Below are 26,089 nucleotides of genomic sequence, written 5' to 3'. Positions count from 1 at the left end.
GCGGGCTCGGTGCTCAGGCCCGTGCCCCCACGCACCCGCGGGGTCCGCGCCCAGGCCGTGAGCCGTCACGTTCGCGCCGAACGTCCGGACCCGTCCCACCGTCTGTACACACCCCTCACGAAGGCCCGTTCCCATCCCCGGGAGCGGGCCTTCGTACGTCGTTAAGGTGAACCCATGCGCACACCCCCACGCTTCGACCGCGGACACACCGACGACCTCATGTCCTTCCTGGCAGTGAGCCCGTCCCCGTACCACGCCGTGGCGAACGCCGCCGAGCGGCTGGAGAAGGCAGGCTTCCGGCAGGTCGCGGAGACCGACGCGTGGGACGGGACGAGCGGTGGAAAGTACGTGCTGCGCGGGGGCGCGATCGTCGCCTGGTACGTGCCGGAGGGCGCCGAGCCGCACACCGCCTTCCGCATCGTCGGGGCGCACACCGACTCCCCCAACCTGCGGGTGAAACCGCGCCCGGACAGCGGTGCGCACGGCTGGCGGCAGGTCGCGGTCGAGGTCTACGGCGGCCCGCTCCTCAACTCCTGGCTCGACCGGGACCTGGGCCTGGCCGGACGGCTCTCGCTCAGGGACGGCTCGACGCGGCTGGTGAACATCGACCGGCCGCTGCTGCGCGTGCCCCAACTCGCCATCCACCTGGACCGGTCCGTCACCTCGGACGGCCTCAAGCTCGACAAGCAGCGGCATCTGCAGCCCATCTGGGGCCTGGGCAACGACGTGCGCGACGGCGACCTGATCCGCTTCCTGGAGGAGGAGTCGGGACTGGCCGAGGGCGAGACCACCGGCTGGGACCTGATGGTCCACTCCATCGAACCGCCCGCCTACCTCGGCCGCGACAAGGAACTGCTGGCGGGCCCGCGCATGGACAACCTGCTGTCCGTGCACGCCGGTACGGCGGCGCTGGCGGCCGTGGCGACGGCCGACGAAACCCTCTCCTACATCCCGGTCCTCGCGGCGTTCGACCACGAGGAGAACGGATCGCAGTCGGACACGGGAGCGGACGGGCCGCTGCTCGGCAGCGTGCTGGAGCGTTCGGTGTTCGCGCGCGGCGGCTCGTACGAGGACCGGGCCCGTGCCTTCGCCGGCACGGTCTGCCTCTCCTCCGACACGGGTCACGCCGTGCACCCGAACTACGCCGAGCGGCACGACCCGACGCACCACCCGCGCGCGGGCGGCGGCCCGATCCTCAAAGTGAACGTCAACAACCGCTACGCGACGGACGGTTCGGGCCGCGCCGTGTGGGCCGCCGCCTGCGAGAGGGCCGACGTCCCCTTCCAGACGTTCGTCTCCAACAACTCCATGCCCTGCGGCACCACCATCGGTCCCATCACCGCGGCCCGCCACGGCATCAAGACGGTCGACATCGGCGTGGCCATCCTCTCGATGCACAGCGCCCGCGAACTCTGCGGCGCCACCGACCCGTTCCTGCTGGCGAACTCACTGGTGGGGTTCCTGGAGGGATAGGCGAGTTCCGGGAGGGCAGGCCGCGGAGATCTCCCCTGCATGGAGGGACCGGGTCCGGGTACTCGCCCCGAACCCGGGAACCGCACGGTCTCCGGGCCCGGAACGAACTGTGTTTCAAACAGGAGGCGACACCCATGGGCCTGGGCGGGTGCATCATTCTGATCGCCACAGGAGCGATCCTCACGTTCGCGACCGACTGGGACATGCAGGGGGTCAACCTCGACCTGGTCGGCATCATCTTCATGATCGTCGGACTGATCGGTGTGGCGACGTTCAGCAGCATCGCCAAGCGACGCCGGGTCGTGGTCCGGCCGGGCGCCCCGGTGGTCGACGAGGAGCCGCGCAACCGCAGCGGCTACAGCGACGGTTACGGCGTCTGATCGCCGACGGCCACGACATCTGACCGCCGGCGGCCACTACGTCCGACCGCCGACGGCCACGGCATCCGACCGCCGTACGAATCAGCTGTTCAGCACGTGCCCGGTGGTGGCGTCCACATGGTCGGGGACCTCCTCATGGCGGTCCCCGACCGACAGCGTGCCGGTGGGCTCAATGACGATGATCGCCGCGCCGGAGGGCGAACTCGGCTTGTGCTCGGTCCCCCGCGGGACCGTGAAGAGCGAGCCCTGAGGCAGGACCACCGTGCGCTCACCGCCGGACTCGCGCAGGGCGATGCGCAGTTCGCCCTCCACGACCAGGAAGAACTCGTCGGTGTGGTCGTGGGTGTGCCAGACGTGCTCGCCCTCGACCTTCGCGAGGCGTACGTCGTAGTCGTTGACGGCGGTGACGATGCGCGGGCTCCACAGGTCGTCGAAGGAGGCGAGCGCGGCGGCGAGGGAGACGGGTTCGCTGTTCTGGGCCATGGGTCCATCGTGCGGCGGGACGGCCGGGGCGTACGAGTGCTAGAAATCGCACATGCCGCAAGGATCCTCGCAGCGCCATGCTCCGCGTCCGTCTCCGCGTCCGTCTCCCTCTCCGTCTCCGGGACGCCGACCGCACCGCGTCGCCGTGATCGTCGACGAGGGCACGAACCCCTTCGAAGTCGGCGTCGCGACCGAACTGTTCGGACTGCCGAGGCCCGAACTGGGCCTGCCCCAGCCCCTGTACGAGCTGACGCTGTGCACGCCCACCCCCGGGGTCCGGATGAACCACGGCTTCTTCACGCTGAGCGGGGTGCCCGGGCTCGAAGCGGTGGACGACGCGGACACCCTTGTCGTCCCCGGCCGCCCCGACAACGTCGTGCCGCGCGGTGAGGCCGTACTCGACGCCGTCCGGCGCACCCACACCCGCGGGGCCCGTGTCGTGAGCCTGTGCACCGGGAGCTTCGCGCTCGCCGAGGCCGGAATCCTGGACGGGCGCCGGGCCACCACCCACTGGCGCTGGGCCGACCTCTTCCGGGAGCTCCACCCGAAGGTTCTGCTGGAGCCGGACGTGCTCTTCGTCGACGAAGGGGACGTGCTGACCGCGGCGGGCAGCGCGGCCGCGCTCGACCTCGGCCTGCACATCGTGCGCCGCGACCACGGCGCCGAGATCGCGAACGCCGTGTCCCGGCGGCTCGTCTTCGCCGCCCATCGCGACGGCGGGCAGCGGCAGTTCGTCGAACGCCCCCTGCCCGACGTACGGGACGAGTCGCTGGCGCCGCTGCTGGCCTGGGCGCAGTCCCGGATCGGCGAACCGCTGACGGTCGCGGACCTCGCGACGCACGCGGCCGTGTCGCCCGCCACGCTCCACCGCCGCTTCCGAGCCCAGCTGGGCACGACTCCACTGGCGTGGCTGACGGGCGAACGGGTGGCACTGGCCTGCCGGCTCATCGAACGCGGCGAGGAACGACTGGACGTCGTCGCCGAACGCAGCGGTCTCGGCACCGCCGCCAACCTGCGGGCCCGGCTGCGCCGCGAGACCGGGCTCAGCCCGTCGGCCTACCGACGGCGTTTCGGACCTGCTGCCGGGGAACCGCTAAGAGCATGAAATTCCTCGTACGCGACCGGCTCCTGGGCATCGGTGACGACTACTGGATCGAGGACGAGCGGGGCCACAAGGCCTTCCTCGTCGACGGCAAGGCGATGCGGCTGCGGGACACCTTCGAGCTGAAGGATGCCGAGGGGCGGGTGCTGATCGACATCCACAAGAAGATGCTCGCCCTGCGGGACACGATGGTCGTCGAGCGGGGTGGTGAGCCGCTGGCGACCATCCGCCGCAAGCGGCTGTCCCTCCTGCGCAACCACTACCGCGTCGCCCTCGCCGACGGGACCGAGCTCGACGTCAGCGGCAAGATCCTCGACCGGGAGTTCGTCGTCGAGTACGACGGCGAACTCCTCGCCCACATCTCGCGCCGCTGGCTGCGGGTCCGGGAGACCTACGGCGTAGAGGTCGTACGCGACGACGCGGACCCGGCCCTGCTGATCGCGGTAGCGGTCTGCGTAATCCACTTGGCAGAAAGAGAACGAGATTCAGACTGAGGCCCTTTCTTCGCCCCCGAACCCGCAAAAGACCAAAAGACTGCGCAGTTCCCCGCGCCCCTAGGTACCTGGGTACCTAGGGGCGCGGGGAACTGCGCGACCAGCCACAACGCACCCGCACTCGACAACGCACCCAACGGGGCCTGGGGCGGAGCCCCAGAAAGGGACGGGAATGGGTAGGGGCGGCGGGGGCGACTCACCCGTGGGGACGCTCAACCCCCAGCACCCGGTCCCGAAGGACCGGGAACTGCCCCCGGGTCGTACCGACCTTCGCCGGATCGAACTCCACGGAGAGCACCCCCTCACCCGAACCGGCCTCCGCCAACACCTCACCCCAAGGATCAACCACGATCGAGTGACCGGCCTGCGGAACCCCCGCATGCGTCCCGGCCGTCCCACAAGCAAGCACGAACGCCTGGTTCTCGACGGCCCGAGCCCGAGCCAGCAGCGTCCAATGCGCCCTGCGCCGCTCCGGCCACCCCGCCGGAATCACCAGGGTCTCGGCACCCGCGTCGACGAGACCACGGAACAACTCGGGAAAGCGAAGGTCATAACAGGTGGCGAGCCCAACGACGGTCTCGGGCAACCGAACCGTCACCAGCTCCGCCCCGGCCCCCATCAACACGGCCTCACCCTTGTCGAAGCCGAACCGATGGATCTTCCGATAGGCGACGGCAAGTTCACCGGCGGGGGAGAAGACGAGGGAGGTGTTGTAGAGCGGCCCCTCAGGATCCCGCTCGGGAATCGAACCTGCGTGCAGCCACACACCCGCGTCGCTCGCAGCCTTGGCCATCACCTCGAAGGTGGGCCCTTCCAGCGGCTCGGCCTCCGCACCGAACGACTCGAAGGCGAAGGCCCCCGTCGTCCACAGTTCGGGCAGCACGACCAGGTCGGCACCGGCCTGTTCCCGTACCAGCGAGGCGACATGCTCCCTGCGGGAGTCGATCGATTCGCCCTCGTCCACAGCGATCTGGAGCAGGGAGGCGCGCACACTACCACCGTCCTGGCATTCGAGCCTTTGATACGGGCCTACGATCGTCACACGAAAGCACTGCCGGGGTGCCTCACAGCAGCGTAACTTAGCGTCCCAAGACACCCGCTGACTGTGCACTGCCCGCGTCCAACCGCCCGAGGGGTCCCGTTCCGTGAGTCTGCATCCCAGCCTTCAGTCCTACGCCGACGCCTGGACCCACTCCATCGACGCGATATCCGAACTGGTGTCGCCGCTGGTGGAGGGGGAATGGAACCGGCGGACTCCATGCCCCGGCTGGTCGGTGCGCGACCTCGTCTCGCATGTCATCGGCCTCGACTGCGAGATGCTGGGCGACCCCCGGCCGATCCACACGCTCCCCCGCGACCTGTACCACGTGACGAACGAACACCAGCGGTACATGGAGATGCAGGTCGACGTACGCCGTCACCACACCGCCCCGGAGATGACCTCCGAGCTGGAGTACACGATCATCCGCCGCAACCGCCAGCTGCGGAACGAGTCACGGCAGCCGGACGCCCTCGTCCGCGGCCCGCTCAGCACCGAGGTCACGCTCGAAGAGTCCATGCGCAACCGGTCGTTCGACCTCTGGGTGCACGAGCAGGACCTGCGCACCGCCCTCGGCCGCCCCGGCAACCTCGACTCCCCCGGCGCGTACGTCGCCCGCGACGTCCTGCTCAGCAGGCTCCCGAAGGTCGTCGCCAAGGACGCGGGCGCCCCGCCGAACTCGGCCGTCGTCTTCGACGTACACGGCCCCCTCGAATTCCTGCGCACGGTCCGCGTCGACGCGGAGGGCACCGGCTCGATAGACGGCGCCCCCTCCCTCGGCCCGGCCGCCACCCTCACCCTCGACTGGGAAACCTACTTCCGCCTGGCCTGCGGCCGCGTAACCCCTGAAGCGGTGGCAGACCGCCTCAAGACAGAGGGCGACCCGGAACTGACAGCGGCAATCCTGCGGAACTTCGCGGTCACGCCCTGACCAAATCCACCCCCTCCGGCGTCAATCCCAGCCCCTCCGGCGTTTGAGGAGCGGGGTCTGGGGCGGAGCCCCAGGTTCGGGACGGGAAGGGGCGGCGGGGGCGAGAAAACCACCCCGCCCCACCCCCACCGGGCCAGGCCAGGCCTGGCCTAAGCCGGAACGTGAACCGTTTCCACCCGACTGGCAACCAACCGCTCCCGCTCCCGCCGAGCCGCCTGCTTCCTCAACCGCAATATCTGACTGACCCCGAGCGCCTGCAGAACGAACACCACGGAGAACGCGACCGAGTAGTCGCCCGAGGTGGCATCCAGCAGCACCCCGATCGCGAACAACGTCGTCATGGAGGCGACGAAACCGCCCATGTTGGTGATGCCGGAGGCAGTCCCCTGACGCTCCGGCGGATTCGCGGGCCGCGCGAAGTCGAACCCGAGCATCGACGCGGGCCCGCACGCACCGAGAACCACACACAGCACGACCAGCAGCCACATCGGCGCACGATCGGCGGGATAGGCGAGCGTCGCGCCCCACACGACGGCAGTCGAAAGCACCGTACCGAGCGCCAACGGCAGCCGCGCCGCATGGTGCCGGGCGACGATCTGCCCGTACACGAGGCCGATGAGCATGTTGGAGAGCACGACCAGCGTGAGGAGTTCCCCGGCCGCCGCCCGCGACAGGCCCTGGGCCTCGACGAGGAACGGCAGCCCCCACAGCAGCAGGAACACCATCGCCGGGAACTGCGTCGTGAAGTGCACCCACAACCCGAGCCGGGTGCCGGGCTCCCGCCAGGACGCCGCGATCTGGCGGCGTACGTACGCGGCTCCGTGGTGCGGGAACGGCTCCGGCTCGTGCCCCTCCGGGTGGTCCTTCAGAAACAGCAGCATCAGGACGAGGACGACCACGCCGGCGACCGAGCTGCCCGCGAAGGCGGCCGTCCAGCCGACGCCGTGCAGCAGCCGGGCGATGACGAGCGTCGAGACGAGGTTGCCCGCCATGCCGACGAGCCCGGCGAGCTGCGCGACCATCGGCCCGCGCCGGGCCGGGAACCAGCGCGAGCCGAGACGCAGCACGCTGATGAACGTCATCGCGTCACCGCACCCGAGCAGCGCGCGCGAGGCCAGCGCCATCCCGTACGAGGGCGAGAGCGCGAAGCCCAGCTGCCCGATCGTGAACAGGACGACGCCGAGGGTCAGCACCTTCTTGGTGCCGAGCCGGTCGACCATCAGGCCGACGGGTATCTGCATGCCCGCGTAGACGAGGAGCTGCAGGATCGAGAAGGTCGAGAGCGCGGAGGCGTTGACGTGGAAGCGGTCGGCGGCGTCGAGGCCGGCCACCCCCAGCGACGTACGGAAGATGACCGCGACGAAGTAGACGGAGACGCCGACCGACCAGACGGTGACCGCGCGGCGGCCGCCGGGCGGATCACCGGGGAGGGTGAGCGCCGAGGAGGAGGACGAGCTCATCGGACGTCCCCCCGCGCCAGGTTGGAGAACCAGCTGACGTGGCGGTGGACCAGGGCGACGGCCGCCTCCGCGTCGCCGGAACGCAGCGCGTCGAGGATCTCCTGGTGCTCGGTGAGCGTCTTGGTGATCCGGTCGGGGTGGGCGTGCATCACTGCGACGCCCATCCTCAACTGGCGGTCGCGCAGCTGGTCGTAGAGGCGGGAGAGGATCTCGTTGCCCCCGCTGCGGACGATCTCGGCGTGGAAGCAGCGGTCGGTGACGGCGGCTCCGGACAGATCGCCGACGGCGGCCTGCTCCTTCTGCTTCGCGAGGAGTTCGGTGAGGCGCTCGATCAGCGCGGGGGAGGCCGGGACGGCCTTGCGGATCGCGTGCTCCTCGACGAGCTGCCGGGTCTCCACGACGTCCGCGATCTCCTGCGCGGAGACGGGCAGCACGAGGGCGCCCTTCTTCGGGTAGAGCCGGATCAGTCCCTCGACCTCCAGCTTGAGCAGCGCCTCGCGCACGGGCGTCCGTGAAACCCCGACCGCGTCGGCCAGTTCGCCCTCGGTGAGCAGGGTCCCGCCCTCGTAACGACGCTCCAGCACAGCCTGCTTGACGTGCGCGTAGACGCGTTCGGCGGCGGGTGGTTGCTTCACTGCCAAAGACATGGCGACATCATAGATACAACACGTACGCATGGTCGCGGGCCGTCCAGGATCCGGACGGGGCGGGGAGCCGGGTAAGAGCCCGGGTAAGAAAACGCACCCCAGTTCAGAAACCGCACATCCTTTTGTGCTACTCACGTGTCACACGAGAAGGCGACACTCTCAAGTGTCCGCCATCCTGGGGCATTTGGCACTTATCGGTGCCTTCAAACCTAATCGGGGTAATCGACTTGATAACCGTCATAAAGGGCGCACGGATTCGCAGAGCTGCCGCAGTGGTCGTCACCACCGGAGCCGTGCTCGCGACCGGAGCCCTCACCGCGGCGCCCGCGCAGGCCCTCGCCACCCCCACGGTCGTCGCCAAGGGCGGCTACGTGATGAACAACGGCACGGCCAAGACGCTCTACACCAAGGCCGCGGACACCCGCCGTTCCACCGGTTCCACGACGAAGATCATGACCGCGAAGGTCGTGCTGTCGCAGCCGAACCTCAACCTGGACGCCAAGGTCACCATCCAGAAGGCGTACAGCGACTACATCGTCTCCAAGAACGCCTCGTCGGCCCGCCTGATCGTCGGCGACAAGGTCACCGTCCGCCAGCTGCTGTACGGGCTGATGCTGCCGTCCGGCTGCGACGCCGCGTACGCGCTCGCCGACAAGTTCGGCGCCGGCTCGACACGTGCCGCCCGGGTGAAGTCGTTCATCGGCAAGATGAACAAGCAGGCCAAGGACCTCGGCCTGACGAACACGAAGTTCGACTCGTTCGACGGGATCGGCAGCGGCTCGAACTACTCGACGCCGCGCGACCTGACGAAGATCGCCAGCAGCGCGATGAAGAACGGCAACTTCCGCGCGATCGTGAAGACGAAGAAGTACACGGCGAAGACCGTGACGAAGACCGGTGGCACCCGCACGATGGCGGCGTGGACCAACACCAACGGTCTGCTCAGCAGCTACAGCGGCACCATCGGCCTCAAGACCGGCTCCGGCCCCGAGGCCAAGTACTGCCTGGTCTTCGCCGCGACCCGCAACGGGAAGACGGTGATCGGCACGGTTCTTGCCTCGTCGTCGATCTCGGCTCGCGAGTCCGACGCGAAGAAGCTGATGGACTACGCCTTCAAGAAGTAGCCGGCCACTCCGCGGAGAGAGGGCGGGCTTCGGCCCGTCCTTCGTCTGCGGGCCGTATGTGGCTGATCGCGCAGTTCCCCGCGCCCCTGAAAGACAGGGGCGCGGGGAACTGCGCATTCTTTTGCCTTCAGGGGCGCGGGGAACTGCGCGACCAGCCCCCACGCACCCGCAGCCGAACCACTACCCCCAAGTGATCAGCCGCTTGGGCTGCTCCAGGATCGCCGCCACATCCGCCAGCACCTTGGAGCCGAGCTCCCCGTCCACCAGGCGGTGGTCGAAGGACAGCGCCAACGTCGTCACCTGACGAGGCTTGACCTTCCCCTTGTGGACCCACGGCTGGAGCTTGATCGAGCCGACGGCGAGAATCGCAGACTCACCGGGGTTGAGAATCGGCGTACCGGTGTCGACGCCGAACACACCGACGTTCGTGATCGTCACCGTGCCGCCCTGCATGGCCGCCGGTGACGTCTTGCCGTCGCGGGCGGTGGCGACCAGCTCCCCGAGCGATTCGGCGAGCTGGGGCAGGGTCTTGGCGTGAGCGTCCTTGATGTTCGGGACGATCAGGCCGCGGGGCGTGGCGGCGGCGATGCCCAGGTTCACATAGTGCTTCTGGACGATCTCCTGGTTGGCCTCGTCCCACGAGGCGTTGACCTCCGGGTGGCGCTTGATGGCGACCAGCAGGGCCTTGGCGATAAGCAGCAGCGGATTGACCCGCAGCCCCTGCAGCCCATATGTGTCGGGGGCCCGCTTGATCTCCTCGACCAGCTTCATCGTGCGCGTCACGTCCACCGTGACGAACTCGGTGACATGCGGCGCGGTGAACGCCGAGCCGACCATCGCGGCCGCGGTCGCCTTGCGGACACCCTTGACCGGGATACGGGTCTCCCGGGCGCCGTCGTACGTGGCGGCCGGGGCCGGGGCCCGGACGGGAGCGGGCGCCGACGCGGGCGCCGCCGTGGCCGGGGTCTCCTGAACGGGAGCGGCGGGGGCGACCGCCGCGTGCACGTCCTCGCGCGTGATGATCCCGTCGGGACCGGACGGCGTGACCGTCGCCAGGTCGACGCCGAGATCCTTGGCGAGCTTGCGCACCGGCGGCTTGGCGAGCGGGCGTGCCGCCGGAGCCGCGTGCCCGTGTCCGTTGAGCTCGCTCTGGACGGCCACCTTCGCCGCGGCGGCTTCGGGCTGCTGGGCCGGAACTCCCCTGCGGGGGCGGCGCTTCGTGGAGGACTCCGAGACCCCGTACCCGACGAGGACCGGCGTGCGGCCCGCGGGCTTGGGCTTCTCGTCGGAAGCGGCGGGCTTCTCCGGCGGAGCTTCGGCCCGCTCGGCGGGAGCCGCCTCGGCGGACGCGGCGGGAGCGGACGCGGCCGGAGCCTGCGCCTCGGCCACCGGCGCGGCCCCGCCGTTCACGTCCACCGCGATGATCACCTGGCCGACGTCCACCGTCGTCCCCTCGGGGAAGCGCAGCTCGTGCACCACCCCGTCGAAGGGAATCGGCAGCTCGACGGCGGCCTTGGCGGTCTCGACCTCGCACACCACCTGGCCGTCGGTGACCGTGTCACCGGCCTTGACGTACCACTTGAGGATCTCCGCCTCGGTCAGACCCTCGCCCACGTCGGGCATCTTGAACTCGCGAAGTCCCGAGGCAGTCTCAGTCATCGTCGTCACGACCCTCTCCTCAGTACGCCAGCGAGCGGTCGACGGCGTCGAGCACCCGGTCCAGGCCAGGCAGGTACTCCTCCTCCAGCCGTGCCGGCGGGTACGGCGCGTGATAGCCGCCGACCCTCAGCACGGGTGCCTCCAGGTGGTAGAAGCACCGCTCCGTGATGCGGGCCGCGATCTCCGCGCCCGTCCCCAGGAACACCGGTGCCTCGTGGACCACGACCAGGCGGCGGGTCTTCTCGACCGAGGCCTGGATGGAGTCGAAGTCGATGGGGGACATGGACCGCAGGTCCACCACTTCGAGGGACTTGCCCTCCTCCTGGGCGGCGGCCGCGACCTCCTGGCAGACCTTCACCATCGGGCCGTACGCGGCCAGTGTGAGGTCGCTGCCCTCGCGCACCACGCGCGCCTTGTGCAGCGGGCCGGGGATCGCCTCGCGGTTCACCTCGGACTTGTCCCAGTAGCGCCGCTTGGGCTCGAAGAAGATCACCGGGTCGTCGCTCTGGATGGCCTGCTGCATCATCCAGTACGCGTCGGAGGCGTTCGACGGGGAGACCACCTTGAGGCCCGCGACATGCGCGAACAGCGCTTCCGGGGACTCGGAGTGGTGCTCGACCGCGCCGATGCCGCCGCCGTACGGAATGCGGATCACGACGGGGAGCTTGATCTTGCCGAGCGCCCGCGCGTGCATCTTCGCGAGCTGCGTGACGATCTGGTCGTAGGCGGGGAAGACGAAGCCGTCGAACTGGATCTCCACCACCGGGCGGTAGCCGCGCAGTGCGAGGCCGATCGCCGTGCCGACGATGCCCGACTCGGCGAGCGGGGTGTCGATGACCCGCTCCTCGCCGAAGTCCTTCTGCAGACCGTCGGTCACGCGGAACACACCGCCGAGCTTGCCGACGTCCTCGCCCATGATCAGGACCTTGGGGTCGGCGTCGAGGGCCGTGCGCAGCGATTCGTTGATCGCCTTGGCCAATGCCATCTTTTCCGCGGTCATCGCTACTTGCCCTCCCCTTCATCGGCGAACGACGCCTGGTAGGCGGCGAACTGGGCCCGCTCCTCGTCGACGAGCGCGTGCCCGTCCGCGTACACGTTCTCGAAGATGGCGAAGTGGTCCGGGTCCGGCATGGCGCGGACCACTTCGCGCACTCGCCTTCCCAACGCCTCGCTCTCGGCCTCAAGTTCCGCGAAGAATCCCTCGTCCGCGTGGTTTGAAGCCTCCAGGTACGTGCGCATGCGCTGGATCGGGTCCTTCGCCTCCCACGCCTCGCGCTCCTCGTCGGCCCGGTACTTGGTCGGGTCGTCGGAGGTGGTGTGGGCGCCCATGCGGTACGTGTACGCCTCGACGAGGGTGGGCCCCTCGCCCCGGCGGGCCCGCTCCAGCGCCCACTTGGTGACGGCGAGGCAGGCGAGGACGTCGTTGCCGTCGACGCGGACACCCGGGAAGCCGTAGCCCTGCGCGCGCTGGTAGAGCGGCACGCGGGTCTGGCGCTCGGTGGGCTCGGAGATGGCCCACTGGTTGTTCTGGCAGAAGAACACGACGGGAGCGTTGTAGACCGCGGAGAAGGTGAACGATTCAGCGACGTCGCCCTGGCTGGAGGCGCCGTCCCCGAAGTACGCGATCACGGCCGAGTCGGCGCCGTCCTTGGCCACACCCATGGCGTAGCCGGTGGCGTGCAGCGTCTGCGAGCCGATGACGATCGTGTAGAGGTGGAAGTTGTTGCTGTTCGGGTCCCAGCCGCCGTTGTTCACGCCGCGGAACATGCCGAGGAGGTTGGTCGGGTCGACCCCGCGGCACCAGGCCACGCCGTGCTCACGGTAGGTCGGGAAGACGTAGTCGTCCTCGCGGGTGGCCCGTCCGGAGCCGATCTGGGCGGCCTCCTGGCCGAGCAGCGAGGCCCACAGGCCCAGCTCGCCCTGGCGCTGCAGGGAGGTGGCCTCGGCGTCGAAGCGTCGGGTGAGCACCATGTCGCGGTACAGGCCGCGGAGCTCTTCGGGGGTGATGTCGGCTACGTACGCGTCATATTCGCCATTCTTGACGCGCTTGCCCTCGGGCGTCAGCAGCTGTACGAGCTCGGGCCGGTCGCCCGGCGGCTTCTTCGCAGCGGTGCGCTTGGTACCGGCGCTGCGTCGCGGCTTGCGCGCGGCAGTGCTCTCCACGGTCACGTGTGCTCCTCCGTCGGTCCGGCCCCCGGGGTTGCCGGGTGACCAGTGCGGCTCGCCTGATCTCCGTACCCGCGCACGGGGTGGGTGCTCGGCCGGGAACAGGCGTGACAGGTGCCCCGGCGAGCGCCCTGCACATAGCACGTTACCCAGTGCTCCACATTTCTGTGAAACCCCTCCTGACCTGCGTTTTTGCTTGGATTTCCGAGTACTTCCCACTCGGACTTCCAAGTACTTTGCGCCGATCGGGAACAGTCGCTGGTCAGAGCACTGGTTACAGCCTGGCAGGGGGCCGGAACACCGGCACGTTATCCCGGTCACCCCGGGGACGGGAAGAGTTCGACTGGGGCGGTCGGAAAGATCGTGTGTGAGACTGGCTCCGTGCGCGAAGAGGGAAAAATCACTGTATTTCTTCTCGACGACCATGAGGTGGTCCGCCGGGGTGTGCACGAGTTGCTCTCGGTGGAGGACGACTTCGAAGTGGTCGGCGAGGCGGGTACGGCGGCCGACGCGCTGGTGCGAATTCCGGCCACCCACCCGGACGTCGCCGTCCTCGACGTACGTCTGCCGGACGGCAGCGGGGTCGAGGTGTGCCGCGAGATCCGCTCCCGGGACGAAAGCATCAAATGCCTGATGCTGACGTCCTACGCCGACGACGAGGCCCTGTTCGACGCGATCATGGCAGGTGCCTCGGGCTACGTCCTCAAGGCGATCCGCGGCGAGGAGCTGCTCTCCGCGGTGCGTGACGTCGCCGCCGGCAAGTCCCTGCTCGACCCGGAGGCCACCGCGCGCGTGCTGGAGCGGCTGCGCGGCGGAGGCAGCGCCAAGGGCGACACCCGGCTGGCGAGCCTCACCGACCAGGAACGCAGGATCCTCGACCTGATCGGCGAGGGGCTCACCAATCGCGTGATCGGCGAGCGGCTCCATCTCGCCGAGAAGACGATCAAGAACTACGTCTCCAGTCTGCTGTCCAAACTCGGCATGGAGCGGCGTGCGCAGGCGGCCGCGTATGTGGCCCGGATGCAGGCGGAGAAGGAGCGCTGAGTCTTCCACGCTCTCCGTAGGGCCTTGTTTGCGTTTTCCGTGCTCTCCGTAGAGGCCGATCAGCGTTCCCTGGACGTCGGCCGGTGCTCCGCAGAGGCCGCTTATTCGGGACTTATGTCCCTGCGCGGAGGGCCGGGCGCCCCTTTCTCCGTCTCCCGCGGTGCCGCACATTGAGAGGCATGCCGACCGACGAACAGCTCGCCGCCGGACTGCTCGGCCGCGTCCAGCACGGCCGCCTGGCGGCCAGCATGCGCGCGCTGCCCTTCCTGGCCACCGCCCGCCACATCGTGGTGGGCGGCCGTGTCCTGCTGCGGATGCACAAGGGGTACGGCCACCACCGGGCGTGCGCGGGAGGCGTTGTCGCGTACGGCGCGGACAACCTGGGCTCCCCGCGCGCGGGCGAGGGCCACTGGTCGGTTCAGGTCGTCGGCGTGTGCGAGAGCGTCGAGCCCACCGCAGCCCAGCTCGCGCTCTTCGGCCCGGCCCCGCGCCGCGTGGACGACGCACCCTTCGAGCCCGTGTACCTGGAGGTCACTCCGGAGTTCGTCACCGTGCACTCGACGGACGGTGGCCTGGAGCTTGCACACCGGCACTGTCCGTGACAAGCCCGAGGTCAACGGCCTCTCCGGTGCCCTAACATCTGGCGCGTGCCGCGCTCATCTGTTTCGCCCGCCCTCTCCCCCGCGCCCCCTCTGGGCGCCCTGCTGCGGCGCTACGCCGCCGGGGCCCCGCTGGCCTGCGAACCTGTCGACCAGGGGCTGCTCAACCGCGGCTACCGCCTCGCCACCACCCGGGGCCGGTACTTCCTCAAGCACCATTTCGACCCCGAGACCGCCGACCCCGCCGCGATCGCCCGCCAGCACCGCGCGACCCAGCGCCTCGCCGACCTCGGCGTCCCGGTGGCCCCGCCGCTGACCGGAACCGACGGCCGGACGGTCGCGGTCATCGGCGGCCACGCGTACGCGCTGCACCCCTGGATCGACGGACGGCACCGCAGCGGGGCCCAGCTCACCACGGAGCAGTGCCGGCGCCTGGGGGCGCTCCTGGGCGTCGTACACGCGTCCCTGGAGCGGGTGATGCCACCGCGGCAGTCCGAGGAACGTGCGGAGAGCGCCGACCTCGCCGACACCTTCGCCCTCATCGACGACCTGCTCGCCCGGGTGCGCCGCCACCGGCCGGCCGACGCCTTCGACGAACTGGCCCGCCACCGTCTCCTGGAGCGGCGCGCCCTGCTGGAACGGCACGCGGACCGCCGGCCCCCGCAGGGCGGCTCGGTGGGCTGGGTGCACGGGGACTTCCACCCCTTCAACGTGCTCTACCGGGGAGACACTCCCGCCGCGATCGTCGACTGGGACCGGCTCGGCGTCCAGCCGCGGGCCGAGGAGGCGGTGCGCGCCGCGGTGATCTTCTTCGTACGCCCCGCCGGCACACTCGACCTGACGAGGGTACGGGCCTACGCGCGCGCGTATCGGCGCTCCGCGCGGGCCACCCCCTCCGAGCTCTCGGCCGCCGTGCACCGCGTGTGGTGGGAGCGGCTCAACGACTTCTGGATACTGCGCTGGCACTACGAGCGCGGGGACACCCGTGCCGACCCGCAGTTCCCCGCGGCCTCCGCGCTGGCGGTGTGGTGGACGCGGGAGTACGACGCGGTGTGCGAGGCGTTCGTGGGGTGAGGCGGAACCGACTCGACCGCGTCAGCCGGCTCACTCGCCTCGGCCGCCTCGGCCGTGGGGCTCGTGAAACGGCACGCGCGCGTGGAGCCCGATTCCGGGTTCCACGCGCGCGTGAAGGGTGGTGCGGAGGGTCCGGGTCAGCCGCCGGTCCCGCCGTCCGCTTCACCGACTTCGCCCGTCGGCTCGCCCGACGGTGTCGGATCGTCCGTCGGAGTCGTCTCCTCGTCCGTCGGCGTCACGTCGTCCGTCGGAGTCGTCTCCGGATCCGTCGGCTCACTCTTCGTGGGCGATGGGCTGTTGCTCGGCGATTGTGTGTACGACGGCGTGAAGTCCGGGTCGCCGCCCGTGCCGGTGTCCTGGTTCGTGGGCTCGTCCGTGGGCTCGTCGGACGTGCTCTCGCTCGGTGTCGTCTCCTTCTCGGTCTGCGAGGTGGTCGGCGTCTCCTTCGTGCCGCCCCCGCCACCGTCGCCGTTGCCGTTCTGCAGCGCCAGCGCGACTCCCGCCGCGATCGCGACCACCGCGAGGACCGCCAGGATCCACAGCTTGCCGCGGCCGCTGCCCCGGTTGCCGTGCCCCTCGAAGCCTCCGTCGTCGCCGCCTCCGCCGCGGCCGGGCGGCAGCATCGGTGACGGGATCTGGGTGGTGCCCGAGTCGCCGGGGTGCGGCAGCCCGGCAGAGCCCGCGAGGCCCATCGCCGGGGTGTTCACGGCCTCGTGCATCTCCACGGGCCCGGTGTTCCAGGTCCCGGTGTGGCCGCCCTGGTCGTACAGCATCTGCAGCCCGTACTGGGTCAGCCCGCGCATCTCCTCCGCGGTCTGGAACCGGTCGTCCGGCTCCTTCGCGAGCGAGCGCATGACCAGGCCGTCCAGCTCCGGCGGCGCCGCGTCCGAGACCTCGGAAGGGGGCACCGGGATGTCCTGGACGTGCTGGTAGACCACCGACAGCGGGGTCTCACCGGTGAACGGCGGCCGCAGCGCGAGGAGTTCGTAGAGGAGGCAGCCCGTCGCGTACAGGTCGCTCCGGTGGTCGACCGCCTTGCCGAGCGCCTGCTCGGGCGAGAGGTACTGGGGCGTGCCCATGACCATGCCGGTTTGAGTCATTGTCGACTGGGCGCCGTGCAGGGCCCGCGCGATGCCGAAGTCCATCACCTTGACCGCACCGGTGTTGGTGATGATCACGTTCGCGGGCTTGATGTCGCGGTGCACGATGCCGTGCTGATGCGAATATGCGAGCGCTTCCAGCACTCCGGAGACGATGATGAGTGCCTGCTCGGGCCCGGGCGCCTCGGCGTTGAGCAGCAGGTCACGGATCGTACGGCCCTCGACGAGCTCCATCACGATGTACGGGACGACCTGGTGTCCGACCACGTCCTCGCCGGAGTCGTAGACCGCCACCACCGCGTGGTGGTTGAGCCCGGCCACCGACTGTGCCTCGCGCGTGAACCGCGCCTTGGACACGGGGTCCTCGGCCAGGTCGGAGCGGAGCAGCTTGACCGCGACCGTGCGTCCCAGCCGGACATCCTCGGCGGCGAACACCTCGGCCATGCCGCCCCGGCCTAGTCTGTGGGTGAGCCGATACCGGCCGTCCCCGACCAGCCCGCCGTTACCCCACAACTCCGGCGCATCTGACATACCGCCGCCAGTCGCCTCGGGGTCGGACGGGCCCTGAGCGCGCTGCTGCTGTGCCATCAGTCCTCGCCGTCGTTTCTGTCCGCACCGGTCGAAGTACGCGCGGTGGTTGTTACGGTCTCCGTCGGGCCACGCTACAGCCTCCGCGTGAGAGGCCGACCCGGGATGGACCGGCCATGAAACCCACAGCCGGTCCGCGGGTGCAAATTCTGTGTACCGGCCGTACGGCACCTGTAACGCTTCCGCGACTCTTCTTTCGCGTACGGTCACGGAACGGGCACCGAGCTTGACGTGTCAGTGCCCTCCGGCAGACTTGGCCGGGAATAACACTGAGGATCACCGCCGCGGGGGCCACACCAGCAGCTTCCGCCCGCGTGACGGGGCACGCCGATGGGGGACGCAGAAACATGAGCCAGGACGGCGCACACGACCGGTACGCGGGGCGTTCGGTCGCCGGCGGGCGCTACCAACTGCGCGATCTGCTCGGCGAGGGCGGCATGGCCTCGGTCCATCTCGCGTACGACTCGGTGCTCGACCGACAGGTCGCGATCAAGACACTGCACACCGAGCTCGGCCGTGAGCAGGCCTTCCGCGAGCGCTTCCGCCGCGAGGCCCAGTCGGTGGCCAAGCTCACCCACACGAACATCGTCTCGGTCTTCGACACCGGCGAGGACGACCTGGACGGGGTCACGACTCCGTACATCGTCATGGAGTACGTCGAGGGCCGCCCGCTGGGCTCGGTCCTCGACCAGGACATCACCCAGTTCGGCGCGATGCCCGCCGACAAGGCCCTGAAGATCACCGCGGACGTGCTTGCGGCGCTGGAGATCAGCCACGAGATGGGCCTGGTCCACCGTGACATCAAGCCCGGCAACGTGATGATGACGAAGCGGAACGTCGTCAAGGTGATGGACTTCGGCATCGCCCGCGCCATGCAGTCCGGTGTCACGTCGATGACGCAGACCGGCATGGTCGTCGGCACCCCGCAGTACCTCTCACCGGAGCAGGCCCTCGGCCGGGGCGTGGACGCCCGCTCGGACCTGTACTCGGTCGGCATCATGCTGTTCCAGCTGGTCACCGGGCGGCTGCCGTTCGAGGCGGACTCGCCGCTGGCCATCGCGTACGCGCACGTTCAGGAGGAGCCCGTCTCGGCCTCCTCGATCAACCGCTCGCTGCCGCCGGCCGTGGACGCCCTGATCACCCGCGCCCTGAAGAAGAACCCGAACGAGCGTTTCCTGAACGCCGAGTCGATGCGCGACGAGTGCCTGCGCGTGGCCCAGTCGTTCCAGGCCGCGCCGCCGAGCATCGTGCCGGGCGCCCAGACGTCGAGCGGCGCCGGTGTCGGCTCCGCGGTGTTCCCGCCGGTCGACCAGTCGGCGCAGGCCCCGCAGGGGAACGTACAGACGCCGTACCAGCCGGGCGCCTACGGCCCGCCGACCCCGGCGCACACGTCCACGCCCGCCCCTTCGTACGGCTATCCGCAGCAGGGCGGCTACCACACGCCGGCCCAGACCGCCGCGTACTCCCCGCAGCAGGGCTACTCGACCCCGCCGCCGTACACGATCACGCCGCAGCAGCCCTCGGCGCCCGCCTCCGGGGGCGGCCGCAAGAGCAACATGCCGGTGATCGTGGGCTCGATCGTCGTCGCGCTGGCCGCCGTCGGCGGGCTGATCGCCGCGCTGCAGATGGGCGGCGGAGGCGACGACGACAAGGGCGGCGGTACGGAATCCAGCGCGTCGGCGTCCGAGGTCGCCGGGCACAAGGGGCCGGACACGACGAAGAAGATCGAGAAGACGGAGTGCACGGAGCCCGAGGAGTCGTACAACGACGCCGACAAGATCAAGGTCCCGGACTTCAAGTTCAAGAACATGGACTCGGTGAAGGCGTGCCTTCAGGCGGCGGGCTGGCAGTACGAGAGCCAGCCGGTCGACGAGAACGCCTACGGCCAGGACACGGTCATGAGCCAGATCCCCGCCGCGGACTCGGACGTCGACCCCAAGAGCATGCCCAAGATCCAGCTCTATGTGTCGTCGGGCAACCCCGCCTGATTCCCTGACCGTTCGGACACGCGAAGGGGCCCGGCATTTCTGCCGGGCCCCTTTCGTCCGCGCGCTGTTCGGAGTGGTGGGAGTCTTCGGGTTACAGGTGCAGGTACGGGCCGCAGTTACAGGTACGGACCCCCGACACGGCCGCCCGCACGCGGATCGTCGTCGTCCTCGCCGCCGCCCACACCCGGCGGAAGCGCCCGGCGCATCGACTCCAGCTGGGCGCGGGCCGCCATCTGCTGGGCGAACAGGGTGGTCTGGATCCCGTGGAAGAGCCCTTCGAGCCAGCCCACCAACTGGGCCTGCGCGATCCGAAGTTCGGCGTCCGAGGGGATGCCGTCGTCCGTGAACGGCAGGGACAGCCGCTCCAGTTCCTCGACGAGATCGGGCGCGAGCCCGTCCTCCAGCTCCTTGACCGAGCTGGCGTGGATCTCCTTGAGCCGGACCCGGCTCGCCTCGTCCAGGGGTGCCGCACGCACCTCCTCCAGCAGCTGCTTGATCATGCTCCCGATGCGCATGACCTTGGCGGGCTGCTCCACCATCTCCGTCACCGGGACCTCACGGGAGTCCTCGTCTCCTCCGCCGCCGAGAGCCATCCCGTCCTGGCCAACGACCAGGATCTGGGGGTTCTCCGGCGACCTTTCGTTCCTCGGCATCTCCATGCCGCCATTCTCTCGCACCCGCACACTTCATCACCCTGGTGCCCCCTCCCGGGCGTGATCCACCATGTACGCACCGGCGTCGCGCGTCAGACCGGCGGCGCAGGCGGCTGCGGCGGATCCGTGGCCGCCGCCTCCGCGAGCCGCAGCAGCCGGGCCTCGCAGTGGTCGAGCCACCGCATCTCGGCCTCCGCGCGGAAGACGAGATGCTCCAGGACGAGCAGCCGGGCCACCTCGTCCCGGTGCCCGGGGCCCTCCGCGAGCGCCTGCGCCCGCAGCCGGGTGTACGTGTGCATCGCCTCGGACAGATACCGCCGCTGTGTCTCCACGATCGCCCGTATGTCGGCCCCCGGCGCCCCGACCGCCATGGCCAGCTTGATCGCCAGCTCGTCACGCGGCAGGTTCGTGCGCTCCACGGGACGTGTGAACCAGGACCGCAGCTCGGCCCGGCCCGCTTCCGTCAGCGCGTACAGCACGTGTCCGGCCTCGTCCGCGCCCTGCTGAACGACCAGACCGTCCCGCTCCAGTCTGCCCAGCGTCGTGTAGACCTGGCCGATGTTCAGCGGCCAGGTGGAGCCGGTGCGCGCCTCGAACTCGGTGCGCAGCCGTGAACCGTAGCGCGGCCCACGCTCCAGAAGCGCCAGCAGACCGTGACGTATCGACATAACCGGTATCTCTACCCCGTACATCTGTGCACGCCAAGGGTGTCACTGAGGGTGACCGCTTCGGCACCGCGCGACCGAGATGCCGGTGCGGGCGCCCCGTGTGACTCTGGTGCCGTCGATCTTGGTTCCTGCGCACCAGGAGGGGGTCACCGACGTGACTCCATGGCTCCGCCCCCTGCATGTGACCGGCCTGGTGCTGGTCCTGCTGGCAGGCCCCGCTCCGATGTCGTACGCCGTCCCCCACGTCTCCTCGTACGAACCCGCGCCCGGCGAGTCACGGGCGGGCAGCCGGGCCGGAGAAGGACGCGAGCGGCCGGGCCGGCTCCCCGCGCCGACGGAGGAGGAGACAGGGGAAGAGACAGAGGAAGAGGAAGCGCGGTACGAGGCCCAGGACGGGACTCGGGACGACGTGCCGGAGGAGGCGCGGGAGGAGGACGCCGGGGTCGGTCACCCGGACGGTCCAGCGGACGGCGAGCAGTCCGAGGGCGCTGTCGCTCCCGAGAGCCCCGAGACGCCCGGGAACACCGCGCCACGGTCCCAGGAGCCCGTCGACGCCGAGCAGGCCGCCGGCCGCCACGTACGCGCCTCGGAACCCGTCCTGCGGGTCCTGCCCCTCGGCAGCGGACTGGTCCTCATCGGTCTGGGCCTCGGCCTCGCGTTCGTCGCACTGCGCGTACGGCGGGGCTGAGCCGGGGCGGAACCGCGGTCCCGCCCCGGCCGTCGAGTCCTACGGGAGCGTGAGCAGCACCTTCCCGATGTTCCCGCTCTCCTCCAGCACCCGGTGCGCCGCGGCCGCGTCACTCATCGGCAGCTCACGGTCGACCACCGGACGTACGTGCCCCGCGGAGATCAGCGGCCAGACGTGCTCCCGTACGGCCGCGACGATCGACGCCTTCTCGCCGGCGGGACGGGCGCGCAGCGAGGTCGCGGTGACGGCGCCGCGCTTGCCCAGAAGCATCGCGATGTTCAGCTCGCCCTTGATGCCGCCCTGCATGCCGATGATCGCGAGCCGTCCGTTGACCGCGAGGGCCCGGACGTTGCGGTCCAGGTACTTGGCGCCCATGTTGTCGAGGATGACGTCGGCGCCCGCCCCGTCGGTGGCGGCCTTGATCTCCTCCACGAAGTCCTGCTCGCGGTAGTTGATCAGCACGTCCGCGCCCAGCTCGGCGCAGAAGTCCAGCTTCTCCTTGCTGCCCGCGGTGACGGCGACCTTCGCGCCGACGGCCTTGGCCAGTTGGATCGCCATGGTGCCGATGCCGCTCGCTCCGCCGTGCACCAGGAGCGTCTCTGCGGGGCGGAGGTGGGCGATCATGAAGATGTTGGACCAGACCGTGCAGGTCACCTCGGGCAGTGCGGCCGCCTTGTCGAGCCCGACGCCCTCGGGCACCGGCAGCAGCTGCCCGGCCGGCACGGCCACCTTCTCGGCGTACCCGCCGCCGGAGAGCAACGCGCACACCTCGTCCCCGACAGCCCACCCCGAGACACCGGCGCCGACCGCCGCGATCCGCCCGGAGCATTCGAGACCGGGGTACGGGGACGCGCCGGGCGGCGGATCGTAGAAACCCTGCCGCTGCAGCAGATCGGCACGGTTCACCGCGCTCGCCGCCACCTCGACCAGCACTTCGCCCTCGCCGGGCACCGGATCCGGGACCTCGTCCCACACCAGCGCCTCGGGCCCACCAGGTTCAGGAATCGTGATCGCTCGCATGCGGGCGAGGCTACTCCGGGCGTCCGGTCCTGGCTCCGGTCCCCGCCCTAGTCCTGCCTCAGTGGCCTCATGTCCGGTGCCACCTGGGTGTGCGGGGTGACCCGGACGATGGTGATCAGACGGTCCGTCAACTGCAGCTTCCCGATGGCGGGATCGTCGTATCCGAGAACCCGGTGTCCTCGTACGACGCTCACCACCAGGTCCTCGGTCTCGCGGGCACCCTTGCCCACCTCGGCCTTTATGACGGGCCGTTCGACGATGTCGAGGCCGCTGCCCTGCTGGATGAGGTCCTCCATGACCATGCCCGCGCTCGGGCTGAGCACGGAGAGACCGAGAAGGCGGCCGGCCGCGCTGGCGCTGGTGATGACTGCATCGGCGCCGGACTGCTTGAGCAGCGGCGCGTTCTCCTCCTCGCGCACGGCGGCCACGATCTTCGCCCCCCGGTTGAGCTGCCGGGCCGTCAGCGTGACCAGCACGGCGGTGTCGTCGCGCTGGGTCGCGATGATGATCTGCCGGGCCCGCTGGACCTCGGCGCGGATCAGTACGTCGCTGCGGGTGGCGTCGCCGACCACGCCCGCGTACCCGTCGGCCGTCGCCGCGTCGATCACCTTGAAGTTGGGATCGACGACCACGACCTGCTCCTTCTTCAGCCCCGTCGCACACACGGTCTGAATCGCCGAGCGGCCTTTCGTGCCGAACCCGATGACAACGGTGTGCTCCCTCAAAGCGGTCCTCCAGCGGTTCAGTCGCCACTCCTCCCGGGTGCGTTCGGTGAGGACCTCGAGAGTGGTGCCGACCAGGATGATCAGGAACATCACGCGCAAGGGCGTGATCACGAAGATATTGGTGAACCGGGCGGCGTCACTGACGGGAGTGATGTCGCCGTATCCGGTGGTGGAGAGCGTGACGGTCGCGTAGTAGAAGGCGTCGAGCAGGTCGACCGAGCCGTCGGAGTTGTCGTTGTAGCCGTCGTGGTCGGCGTAGACGATGAGGGCGGTGCCGACCAGCACGAGCAGTGCGATGGTGACCCGCTTGGCGACCTGCCGCAACGGATGTTCCACCCGTCGGCGAGGCAGTTTCACCCGGCGGGTGACGATGCGTTCGTCCGCGTGACGGGCGATCGCGTCCTGGCCCGGAAGTTTCACGTGAAACACACCTCGATCCCGGCCGTGGCCCAGGGCAGGTCAAGAATCTCCAGCTCCTGGCCGGGGCGCGCCCCGCCGGGCGGCACGACCGCGAGCGCGTCGGCCACGGCGATGCCCCGCAGCATGGCCGGTCCGTTGTAGTGCAGCGGCACGGCCCGGTCCTCGCGCAGGACGACGGGGATCAGCCGGGTGTCGTACGGGTGGCCGTGCACGGTCTCCTTCAGGGGCAGCGTGTACGTCTCCGGGGCCGCGCGTCCCGCGAGGGTGCGCAGGAGGGGTTCGGCGAGCGTGAGCAGGCCGGAGACGGCGGCGAGGGGGTTGCCGGGGAGGCCGACGAGGTGCTGGTTCTCCTTGGTGCGGGCCAGGAGCATGGGGTGGCCCGGCCGCACCTTGACGCCGTCCACCAGGAGTTCGGCGCCGAGGCGGCGCAGGGTGGGGTGCACGTGGTCGACGGGTCCCGCGGCGGTGCCGCCCGTGGTGACGACGAGGTCGGCGTCGGAGTTCTTCAGGGCCTTGCGGAGGGCTTCGGCGTCGTCGCCGAGCCTGCGCACGGCGATGACGTCCGCGCCGAGCGCGCGCAGCCAGGACGGCAGCATCGGGCCGAGCGCGTCCCGGATCAGCCCGTCGTGGGGCAGACCCTCGGTGAGCAACTCGTCCCCGAGGACGAGGACTTCGGCGCGGGGCCGGGGGAGGGCCGAGACGGTGTCGTATCCGGCGGCAGCGGCGAGCCCGAGCACGGCCGGGGTGACCACCGTGCCGCGCTGCAGCAGAGGATCGCCTGAGCGGCACTCCTGGCCCCGGGGGCGGATGTCCTGCCCGGGCACGACCTCGCGGGTCGCGTGGAGCCGTTCCTTCTCGTCGGTGCGGCCGTGCTCGCTGCGGATCACCGCGGTGACGTCCTGCGGAATGCGCGCGCCGGTCGCGATACGGACGGCCTCGCCGTCGGTGAGGGGCTCGGGCTCGGCATGGCCGGCGAGGACTCCCTCGGCCCGGACGTCCCAGGGTCCCGGCCCGGCGACGGCCCAGCCGTCCATCGCGGAGGTGTCGAACGACGGGAGGTCCGTGAGGGCGGCGAGGGGAGCGGCGAGGACGAGGCCCAGTGCGGCGTCGAGGGACACGGAGACGGGGGCATCCGGCCGACGGGGGGCCCGCCCGGCGAGGGCGCGTGCCTCGGGCCAGGGGGTGGCCCTGTGGTGGCCGTGCTCGGCCGCGCGTGCCCGGGAGGTACCGTCGGCGGCGTGTTCCCCGTGCTCGCGGCTCCCGCCCCGCGGTGACGGCTGGGGCACGGCGGGGGAACCTCCAGTGGCTCCGGAGCCGTCGGGCACCTGGGCACCGCCTTCCTTGACCAGGGCGAGGGCCTCGTCGACGTCGAGATCGTCGAGGTCGACCTCCTCGTACTGCCCCGGGGCGGTCATCCGGCGTCCCGACGGGCTTCGGGAGCGGCGGTTCCAGTGTCGGTGCCGCTGCCGGTGCCGGCTTCGGGAGCGGCGGTCCCGGTGCCGGAGTCGGTCCCGCTGCCGGTGCCGGTGCCTGACGGGGTCGTCGGGGGTGGTGCGGTGCCGTCGTCGGCCTCCGCCGCCCAGCGCAGCGCCAGTGCGGTCGCCTTGCGGGCGGCCTCCGCGACCGCCTCGGGGCCCCCCTTGGCCTGCGCGGCCGCGTACCCCACGAGGAACGTGGTCAGCGGTGCCGCCGGGCGGGCCACGCCGTGCGCGGCGTCGCGGGCGAGGTCGAGCAGGGTGCCGGTGTCGACGTCCAGGTCGATGCCGAGCTCGTCCTTGACTGCGGTGATCCATTCATCCAACACGTTCCCATGCTCCCTGATACGTGCCCGGGCGGCGGCGATGTCGTCCCAGGTGTCGCAGTCGAAGGACGCGACGGGGTCGGTGATACGGGTCAGTTCGAGCGCACCGGTGAGCCGGCGCAGCGGCAGCCCGGTCAGTTCGCCGTGCTCGGCCCGGAGGGCGGCCAGCCCGCGGCGCAGCGCCACACTCCGGTACGCGGCCACGAGCGGCTGGTCGCGGCCGTCGGAGTCGGTGAGCAACACGCCCTCCGTACCTGCGTCCTGAAGAGCGGTCAGCAGCCGCTCGACCGTCCCCTCGTCCAGGAACGGCAGGTCGGCGGAGAGCACCACGACGTACGCGGCGGCGGTGTGCGCAAGGCCGGCGTCGAGGGCGGCCAGCGGGCCCCCGCCGGGCGGGTCCTCGCGCGCCCACTCCACCGGACGCGCGGTGGGCCGGGGTTCCGCGACGACCACGGTGGTGGCCGCGCCGGAGCAGGCCGCCAGGACGCGGTCGAGCAGCGCGCGGCCGCCCACGCGAACGCCGGGCTTGTCCGCCCCGCCGAGGCGGCGGGCGGCACCGCCGGCGAGCACGACGGCATCATGGCCGTCCATGTCCCGGCCGTCCGTACCGGCCGCGCCGGAGGAACCGGGTACGCCGGAAGAACCGGGTGCGCTGGGAGGCTCGTACGCGGTCACCCCCCGAGTATGGGCGCCCGATGGATCATTTCCACCCCCGCGCACAGCATGTGGACGGGGGTGGTGACGAGGTCGTACGGGCCGAGGG

Annotated in this window: 25 protein-coding genes; 11 read left to right on the top strand and 14 right to left on the bottom strand. The window is 70.4% G+C overall.

All coding sequences use genetic code 11. The annotated features are described in order from the left end of the window. Positions 1-174: 174 nt before the first annotated feature. Together JEQ17_RS23870 and JEQ17_RS23865 are read left to right on the top strand one after the other, a co-directional pair. The gene (locus JEQ17_RS23870) at positions 175-1,473 is read left to right on the top strand and encodes a M18 family aminopeptidase (protein WP_200397117.1); all 1,299 of its coding nucleotides are present in this window, start codon (positions 175-177) and stop codon (positions 1,471-1,473) included. A gap of 134 nt (positions 1,474-1,607) precedes the next feature. Next, positions 1,608-1,853 (top strand): hypothetical protein, encoded by a 246-nt coding sequence (locus JEQ17_RS23865; protein WP_200397116.1) that lies wholly within the window; start codon positions 1,608-1,610, stop codon positions 1,851-1,853. Positions 1,854-1,934: 81 nt separating this feature from the next. Here the strand turns inward: JEQ17_RS23865 and JEQ17_RS23860 are convergent, their stop codons facing one another. After that, positions 1,935-2,336: a cupin domain-containing protein gene (locus JEQ17_RS23860; protein WP_200397115.1), complete on the bottom strand. Its 402-nt coding sequence runs from the start codon at positions 2,334-2,336 to the stop codon at positions 1,935-1,937. Positions 2,337-2,388: 52 nt separating this feature from the next. Here JEQ17_RS23860 and JEQ17_RS23855 point away from each other — a divergent pair, with 52 nt between their 5' ends. Both JEQ17_RS23855 and JEQ17_RS23850 read left to right on the top strand, forming a co-directional pair. Continuing rightward, the gene (locus JEQ17_RS23855) at positions 2,389-3,441 is read left to right on the top strand and encodes a GlxA family transcriptional regulator (RefSeq protein ID WP_200397114.1); all 1,053 of its coding nucleotides are present in this window, start codon (positions 2,389-2,391) and stop codon (positions 3,439-3,441) included. After that, positions 3,438-3,932 (top strand): LURP-one-related/scramblase family protein, encoded by a 495-nt coding sequence (locus tag JEQ17_RS23850; protein ID WP_200397113.1) that lies wholly within the window; start codon positions 3,438-3,440, stop codon positions 3,930-3,932. The genes JEQ17_RS23855 and JEQ17_RS23850 overlap by 4 nt, the downstream gene beginning before the upstream one ends. Positions 3,933-4,128: 196 nt before the next feature. Here JEQ17_RS23850 and JEQ17_RS23845 read toward each other — a convergent pair whose 3' ends face one another. Further along, the gene (locus JEQ17_RS23845) at positions 4,129-4,923 is read right to left on the bottom strand and encodes a carbon-nitrogen family hydrolase (protein WP_200397112.1); all 795 of its coding nucleotides are present in this window, start codon (positions 4,921-4,923) and stop codon (positions 4,129-4,131) included. 154 nt (positions 4,924-5,077) lie between these two features. On the opposite strand from JEQ17_RS23845, the gene JEQ17_RS23840 reads away from it, so the two are divergent. Further along, complete coding sequence (locus JEQ17_RS23840; RefSeq protein ID WP_200397111.1) at positions 5,078-5,902, top strand: maleylpyruvate isomerase family mycothiol-dependent enzyme; 825 nt, start codon at positions 5,078-5,080, stop codon at positions 5,900-5,902. A gap of 149 nt (positions 5,903-6,051) precedes the next feature. Here the strand turns inward: JEQ17_RS23840 and JEQ17_RS23835 are convergent, their stop codons facing one another. Next, a complete protein-coding gene (locus JEQ17_RS23835; protein ID WP_200397110.1) occupies positions 6,052-7,362 on the bottom strand; it encodes an MFS transporter in 1,311 nt (436 codons plus the stop codon). Then, positions 7,359-8,009 (bottom strand): GntR family transcriptional regulator, encoded by a 651-nt coding sequence (locus JEQ17_RS23830; protein WP_200397109.1) that lies wholly within the window; start codon positions 8,007-8,009, stop codon positions 7,359-7,361. The genes JEQ17_RS23835 and JEQ17_RS23830 overlap by 4 nt, the downstream gene beginning before the upstream one ends. Positions 8,010-8,236: 227 nt before the next feature. Here JEQ17_RS23830 and JEQ17_RS23825 point away from each other — a divergent pair, with 227 nt between their 5' ends. Further along, entirely contained in the window at positions 8,237-9,133 is an 897-nt protein-coding gene (locus JEQ17_RS23825) for a D-alanyl-D-alanine carboxypeptidase family protein (protein WP_200397108.1), read from the top strand. 180 nt (positions 9,134-9,313) lie between these two features. Here the strand turns inward: JEQ17_RS23825 and JEQ17_RS23820 are convergent, their stop codons facing one another. Genes JEQ17_RS23820 through pdhA form a run of 3 tightly spaced genes read right to left on the bottom strand, consistent with a single transcriptional unit; the run spans position 9,314 to position 12,961 of the window. Next, positions 9,314-10,801, bottom strand: coding sequence for a dihydrolipoamide acetyltransferase family protein (locus JEQ17_RS23820; protein ID WP_200397107.1), 1,488 nt, complete (start codon positions 10,799-10,801; stop codon positions 9,314-9,316). A gap of 10 nt (positions 10,802-10,811) precedes the next feature. Then, positions 10,812-11,792 (bottom strand): alpha-ketoacid dehydrogenase subunit beta, encoded by a 981-nt coding sequence (locus tag JEQ17_RS23815; RefSeq protein WP_143641408.1) that lies wholly within the window; start codon positions 11,790-11,792, stop codon positions 10,812-10,814. A 2-nt stretch (positions 11,793-11,794) separates the two neighbouring features. Continuing rightward, positions 11,795-12,961, bottom strand: coding sequence for a pyruvate dehydrogenase (acetyl-transferring) E1 component subunit alpha (gene pdhA / locus JEQ17_RS23810; protein ID WP_200397106.1), 1,167 nt, complete (start codon positions 12,959-12,961; stop codon positions 11,795-11,797). A gap of 378 nt (positions 12,962-13,339) precedes the next feature. Between pdhA and JEQ17_RS23805 the strand changes: the two genes are divergently transcribed. From JEQ17_RS23805 to JEQ17_RS23795, 3 genes are all read left to right on the top strand, one after another. Then, the gene (locus JEQ17_RS23805; protein ID WP_200397105.1) at positions 13,340-14,002 is read left to right on the top strand and encodes a response regulator; all 663 of its coding nucleotides are present in this window, start codon (positions 13,340-13,342) and stop codon (positions 14,000-14,002) included. A 179-nt stretch (positions 14,003-14,181) separates the two neighbouring features. Next, entirely contained in the window at positions 14,182-14,604 is a 423-nt protein-coding gene (locus JEQ17_RS23800) for a pyridoxamine 5'-phosphate oxidase family protein (protein WP_200397104.1), read from the top strand. 45 nt (positions 14,605-14,649) lie between these two features. Continuing rightward, a complete protein-coding gene (locus tag JEQ17_RS23795; protein ID WP_200397103.1) occupies positions 14,650-15,675 on the top strand; it encodes a phosphotransferase in 1,026 nt (341 codons plus the stop codon). 137 nt (positions 15,676-15,812) lie between these two features. Here the strand turns inward: JEQ17_RS23795 and JEQ17_RS23790 are convergent, their stop codons facing one another. Beyond that, on the bottom strand, positions 15,813-17,363 hold the full coding sequence (locus JEQ17_RS23790) for a protein kinase domain-containing protein (RefSeq protein ID WP_200397102.1): 1,551 nt from the start codon (positions 17,361-17,363) through the stop codon (positions 15,813-15,815). A gap of 347 nt (positions 17,364-17,710) precedes the next feature. Here JEQ17_RS23790 and JEQ17_RS23785 point away from each other — a divergent pair, with 347 nt between their 5' ends. Beyond that, the gene (locus JEQ17_RS23785; protein WP_200397101.1) at positions 17,711-19,351 is read left to right on the top strand and encodes a protein kinase domain-containing protein; all 1,641 of its coding nucleotides are present in this window, start codon (positions 17,711-17,713) and stop codon (positions 19,349-19,351) included. A gap of 116 nt (positions 19,352-19,467) precedes the next feature. Here the strand turns inward: JEQ17_RS23785 and JEQ17_RS23780 are convergent, their stop codons facing one another. Together JEQ17_RS23780 and JEQ17_RS23775 are read right to left on the bottom strand one after the other, a co-directional pair. Next, positions 19,468-20,010 (bottom strand): bacterial proteasome activator family protein, encoded by a 543-nt coding sequence (locus JEQ17_RS23780; RefSeq protein WP_200397100.1) that lies wholly within the window; start codon positions 20,008-20,010, stop codon positions 19,468-19,470. Between the two features lie 86 nt (positions 20,011-20,096). Beyond that, positions 20,097-20,672 (bottom strand): PadR family transcriptional regulator, encoded by a 576-nt coding sequence (locus JEQ17_RS23775; protein WP_200397099.1) that lies wholly within the window; start codon positions 20,670-20,672, stop codon positions 20,097-20,099. A gap of 154 nt (positions 20,673-20,826) precedes the next feature. On the opposite strand from JEQ17_RS23775, the gene JEQ17_RS23770 reads away from it, so the two are divergent. Next, complete coding sequence (locus JEQ17_RS23770) at positions 20,827-21,360, top strand: hypothetical protein (RefSeq protein WP_200397098.1); 534 nt, start codon at positions 20,827-20,829, stop codon at positions 21,358-21,360. 39 nt (positions 21,361-21,399) lie between these two features. Here JEQ17_RS23770 and JEQ17_RS23765 read toward each other — a convergent pair whose 3' ends face one another. Genes JEQ17_RS23765 through JEQ17_RS23750 form a run of 4 tightly spaced genes read right to left on the bottom strand, consistent with a single transcriptional unit; the run spans position 21,400 to position 26,001 of the window. After that, complete coding sequence (locus JEQ17_RS23765; protein ID WP_200397097.1) at positions 21,400-22,380, bottom strand: NAD(P)H-quinone oxidoreductase; 981 nt, start codon at positions 22,378-22,380, stop codon at positions 21,400-21,402. 47 nt (positions 22,381-22,427) lie between these two features. Next, positions 22,428-23,525, bottom strand: a complete 1,098-nt coding sequence (locus JEQ17_RS23760) for a potassium channel family protein (RefSeq protein WP_200397096.1) — start codon at positions 23,523-23,525, stop codon at positions 22,428-22,430. Beyond that, complete coding sequence (locus JEQ17_RS23755) at positions 23,522-24,940, bottom strand: molybdopterin molybdotransferase MoeA (protein WP_200397095.1); 1,419 nt, start codon at positions 24,938-24,940, stop codon at positions 23,522-23,524. Before JEQ17_RS23755 ends, JEQ17_RS23760 begins: the two co-directional genes overlap by 4 nt. Continuing rightward, positions 24,937-26,001 carry an NTP transferase domain-containing protein gene (locus tag JEQ17_RS23750; protein ID WP_407700078.1) on the bottom strand — a complete coding sequence of 355 codons (1,065 nt, stop codon included), beginning with the start codon at positions 25,999-26,001 and terminating at the stop codon, positions 24,937-24,939. The genes JEQ17_RS23755 and JEQ17_RS23750 overlap by 4 nt, the downstream gene beginning before the upstream one ends. Positions 26,002-26,089: the final 88 nt, after the last annotated feature.

It is taken from the genome of Streptomyces liliifuscus, assembly GCF_016598615.1.
In the GTDB taxonomy this organism is placed as follows: domain Bacteria; phylum Actinomycetota; class Actinomycetes; order Streptomycetales; family Streptomycetaceae; genus Streptomyces; species Streptomyces liliifuscus.
Note: the sequence above shows the minus strand (reverse complement) of the source record. Positions and strands in the feature narration are given on the sequence as shown.

Bases quoted from the DNA above. Each gene is read 5' to 3' on its own strand.
- JEQ17_RS23870 (WP_200397117.1), top strand. From the start codon at position 175: ATGCGCACACCCCCACGCTTCGACCGCGGACACACCGACGACCTCATG.
- JEQ17_RS23865 (WP_200397116.1), top strand. From the start codon at position 1,608: ATGGGCCTGGGCGGGTGCATCATTCTGATCGCCACAGGAGCGATCCTC.
- JEQ17_RS23860 (WP_200397115.1), bottom strand. From the start codon at position 2,336: ATGGCCCAGAACAGCGAACCCGTCTCCCTCGCCGCCGCGCTCGCCTCC.
- JEQ17_RS23855 (WP_200397114.1), top strand. From the start codon at position 2,389: ATGCCGCAAGGATCCTCGCAGCGCCATGCTCCGCGTCCGTCTCCGCGT.
- JEQ17_RS23850 (WP_200397113.1), top strand. From the start codon at position 3,438: ATGAAATTCCTCGTACGCGACCGGCTCCTGGGCATCGGTGACGACTAC.
- JEQ17_RS23835 (WP_200397110.1), bottom strand. From the start codon at position 7,362: ATGAGCTCGTCCTCCTCCTCGGCGCTCACCCTCCCCGGTGATCCGCCC.
- JEQ17_RS23830 (WP_200397109.1), bottom strand. From the start codon at position 8,009: ATGTCTTTGGCAGTGAAGCAACCACCCGCCGCCGAACGCGTCTACGCG.
- JEQ17_RS23815 (WP_143641408.1), bottom strand. From the start codon at position 11,792: ATGACCGCGGAAAAGATGGCATTGGCCAAGGCGATCAACGAATCGCTG.
- JEQ17_RS23800 (WP_200397104.1), top strand. From the start codon at position 14,182: ATGCCGACCGACGAACAGCTCGCCGCCGGACTGCTCGGCCGCGTCCAG.
- JEQ17_RS23790 (WP_200397102.1), bottom strand. From the start codon at position 17,363: ATGGCACAGCAGCAGCGCGCTCAGGGCCCGTCCGACCCCGAGGCGACT.
- JEQ17_RS23785 (WP_200397101.1), top strand. From the start codon at position 17,711: ATGAGCCAGGACGGCGCACACGACCGGTACGCGGGGCGTTCGGTCGCC.
- JEQ17_RS23780 (WP_200397100.1), bottom strand. From the start codon at position 20,010: ATGGAGATGCCGAGGAACGAAAGGTCGCCGGAGAACCCCCAGATCCTG.
- JEQ17_RS23775 (WP_200397099.1), bottom strand. From the start codon at position 20,672: ATGTCGATACGTCACGGTCTGCTGGCGCTTCTGGAGCGTGGGCCGCGC.
- JEQ17_RS23765 (WP_200397097.1), bottom strand. From the start codon at position 22,380: ATGCGAGCGATCACGATTCCTGAACCTGGTGGGCCCGAGGCGCTGGTG.
- JEQ17_RS23755 (WP_200397095.1), bottom strand. From the start codon at position 24,940: ATGACCGCCCCGGGGCAGTACGAGGAGGTCGACCTCGACGATCTCGAC.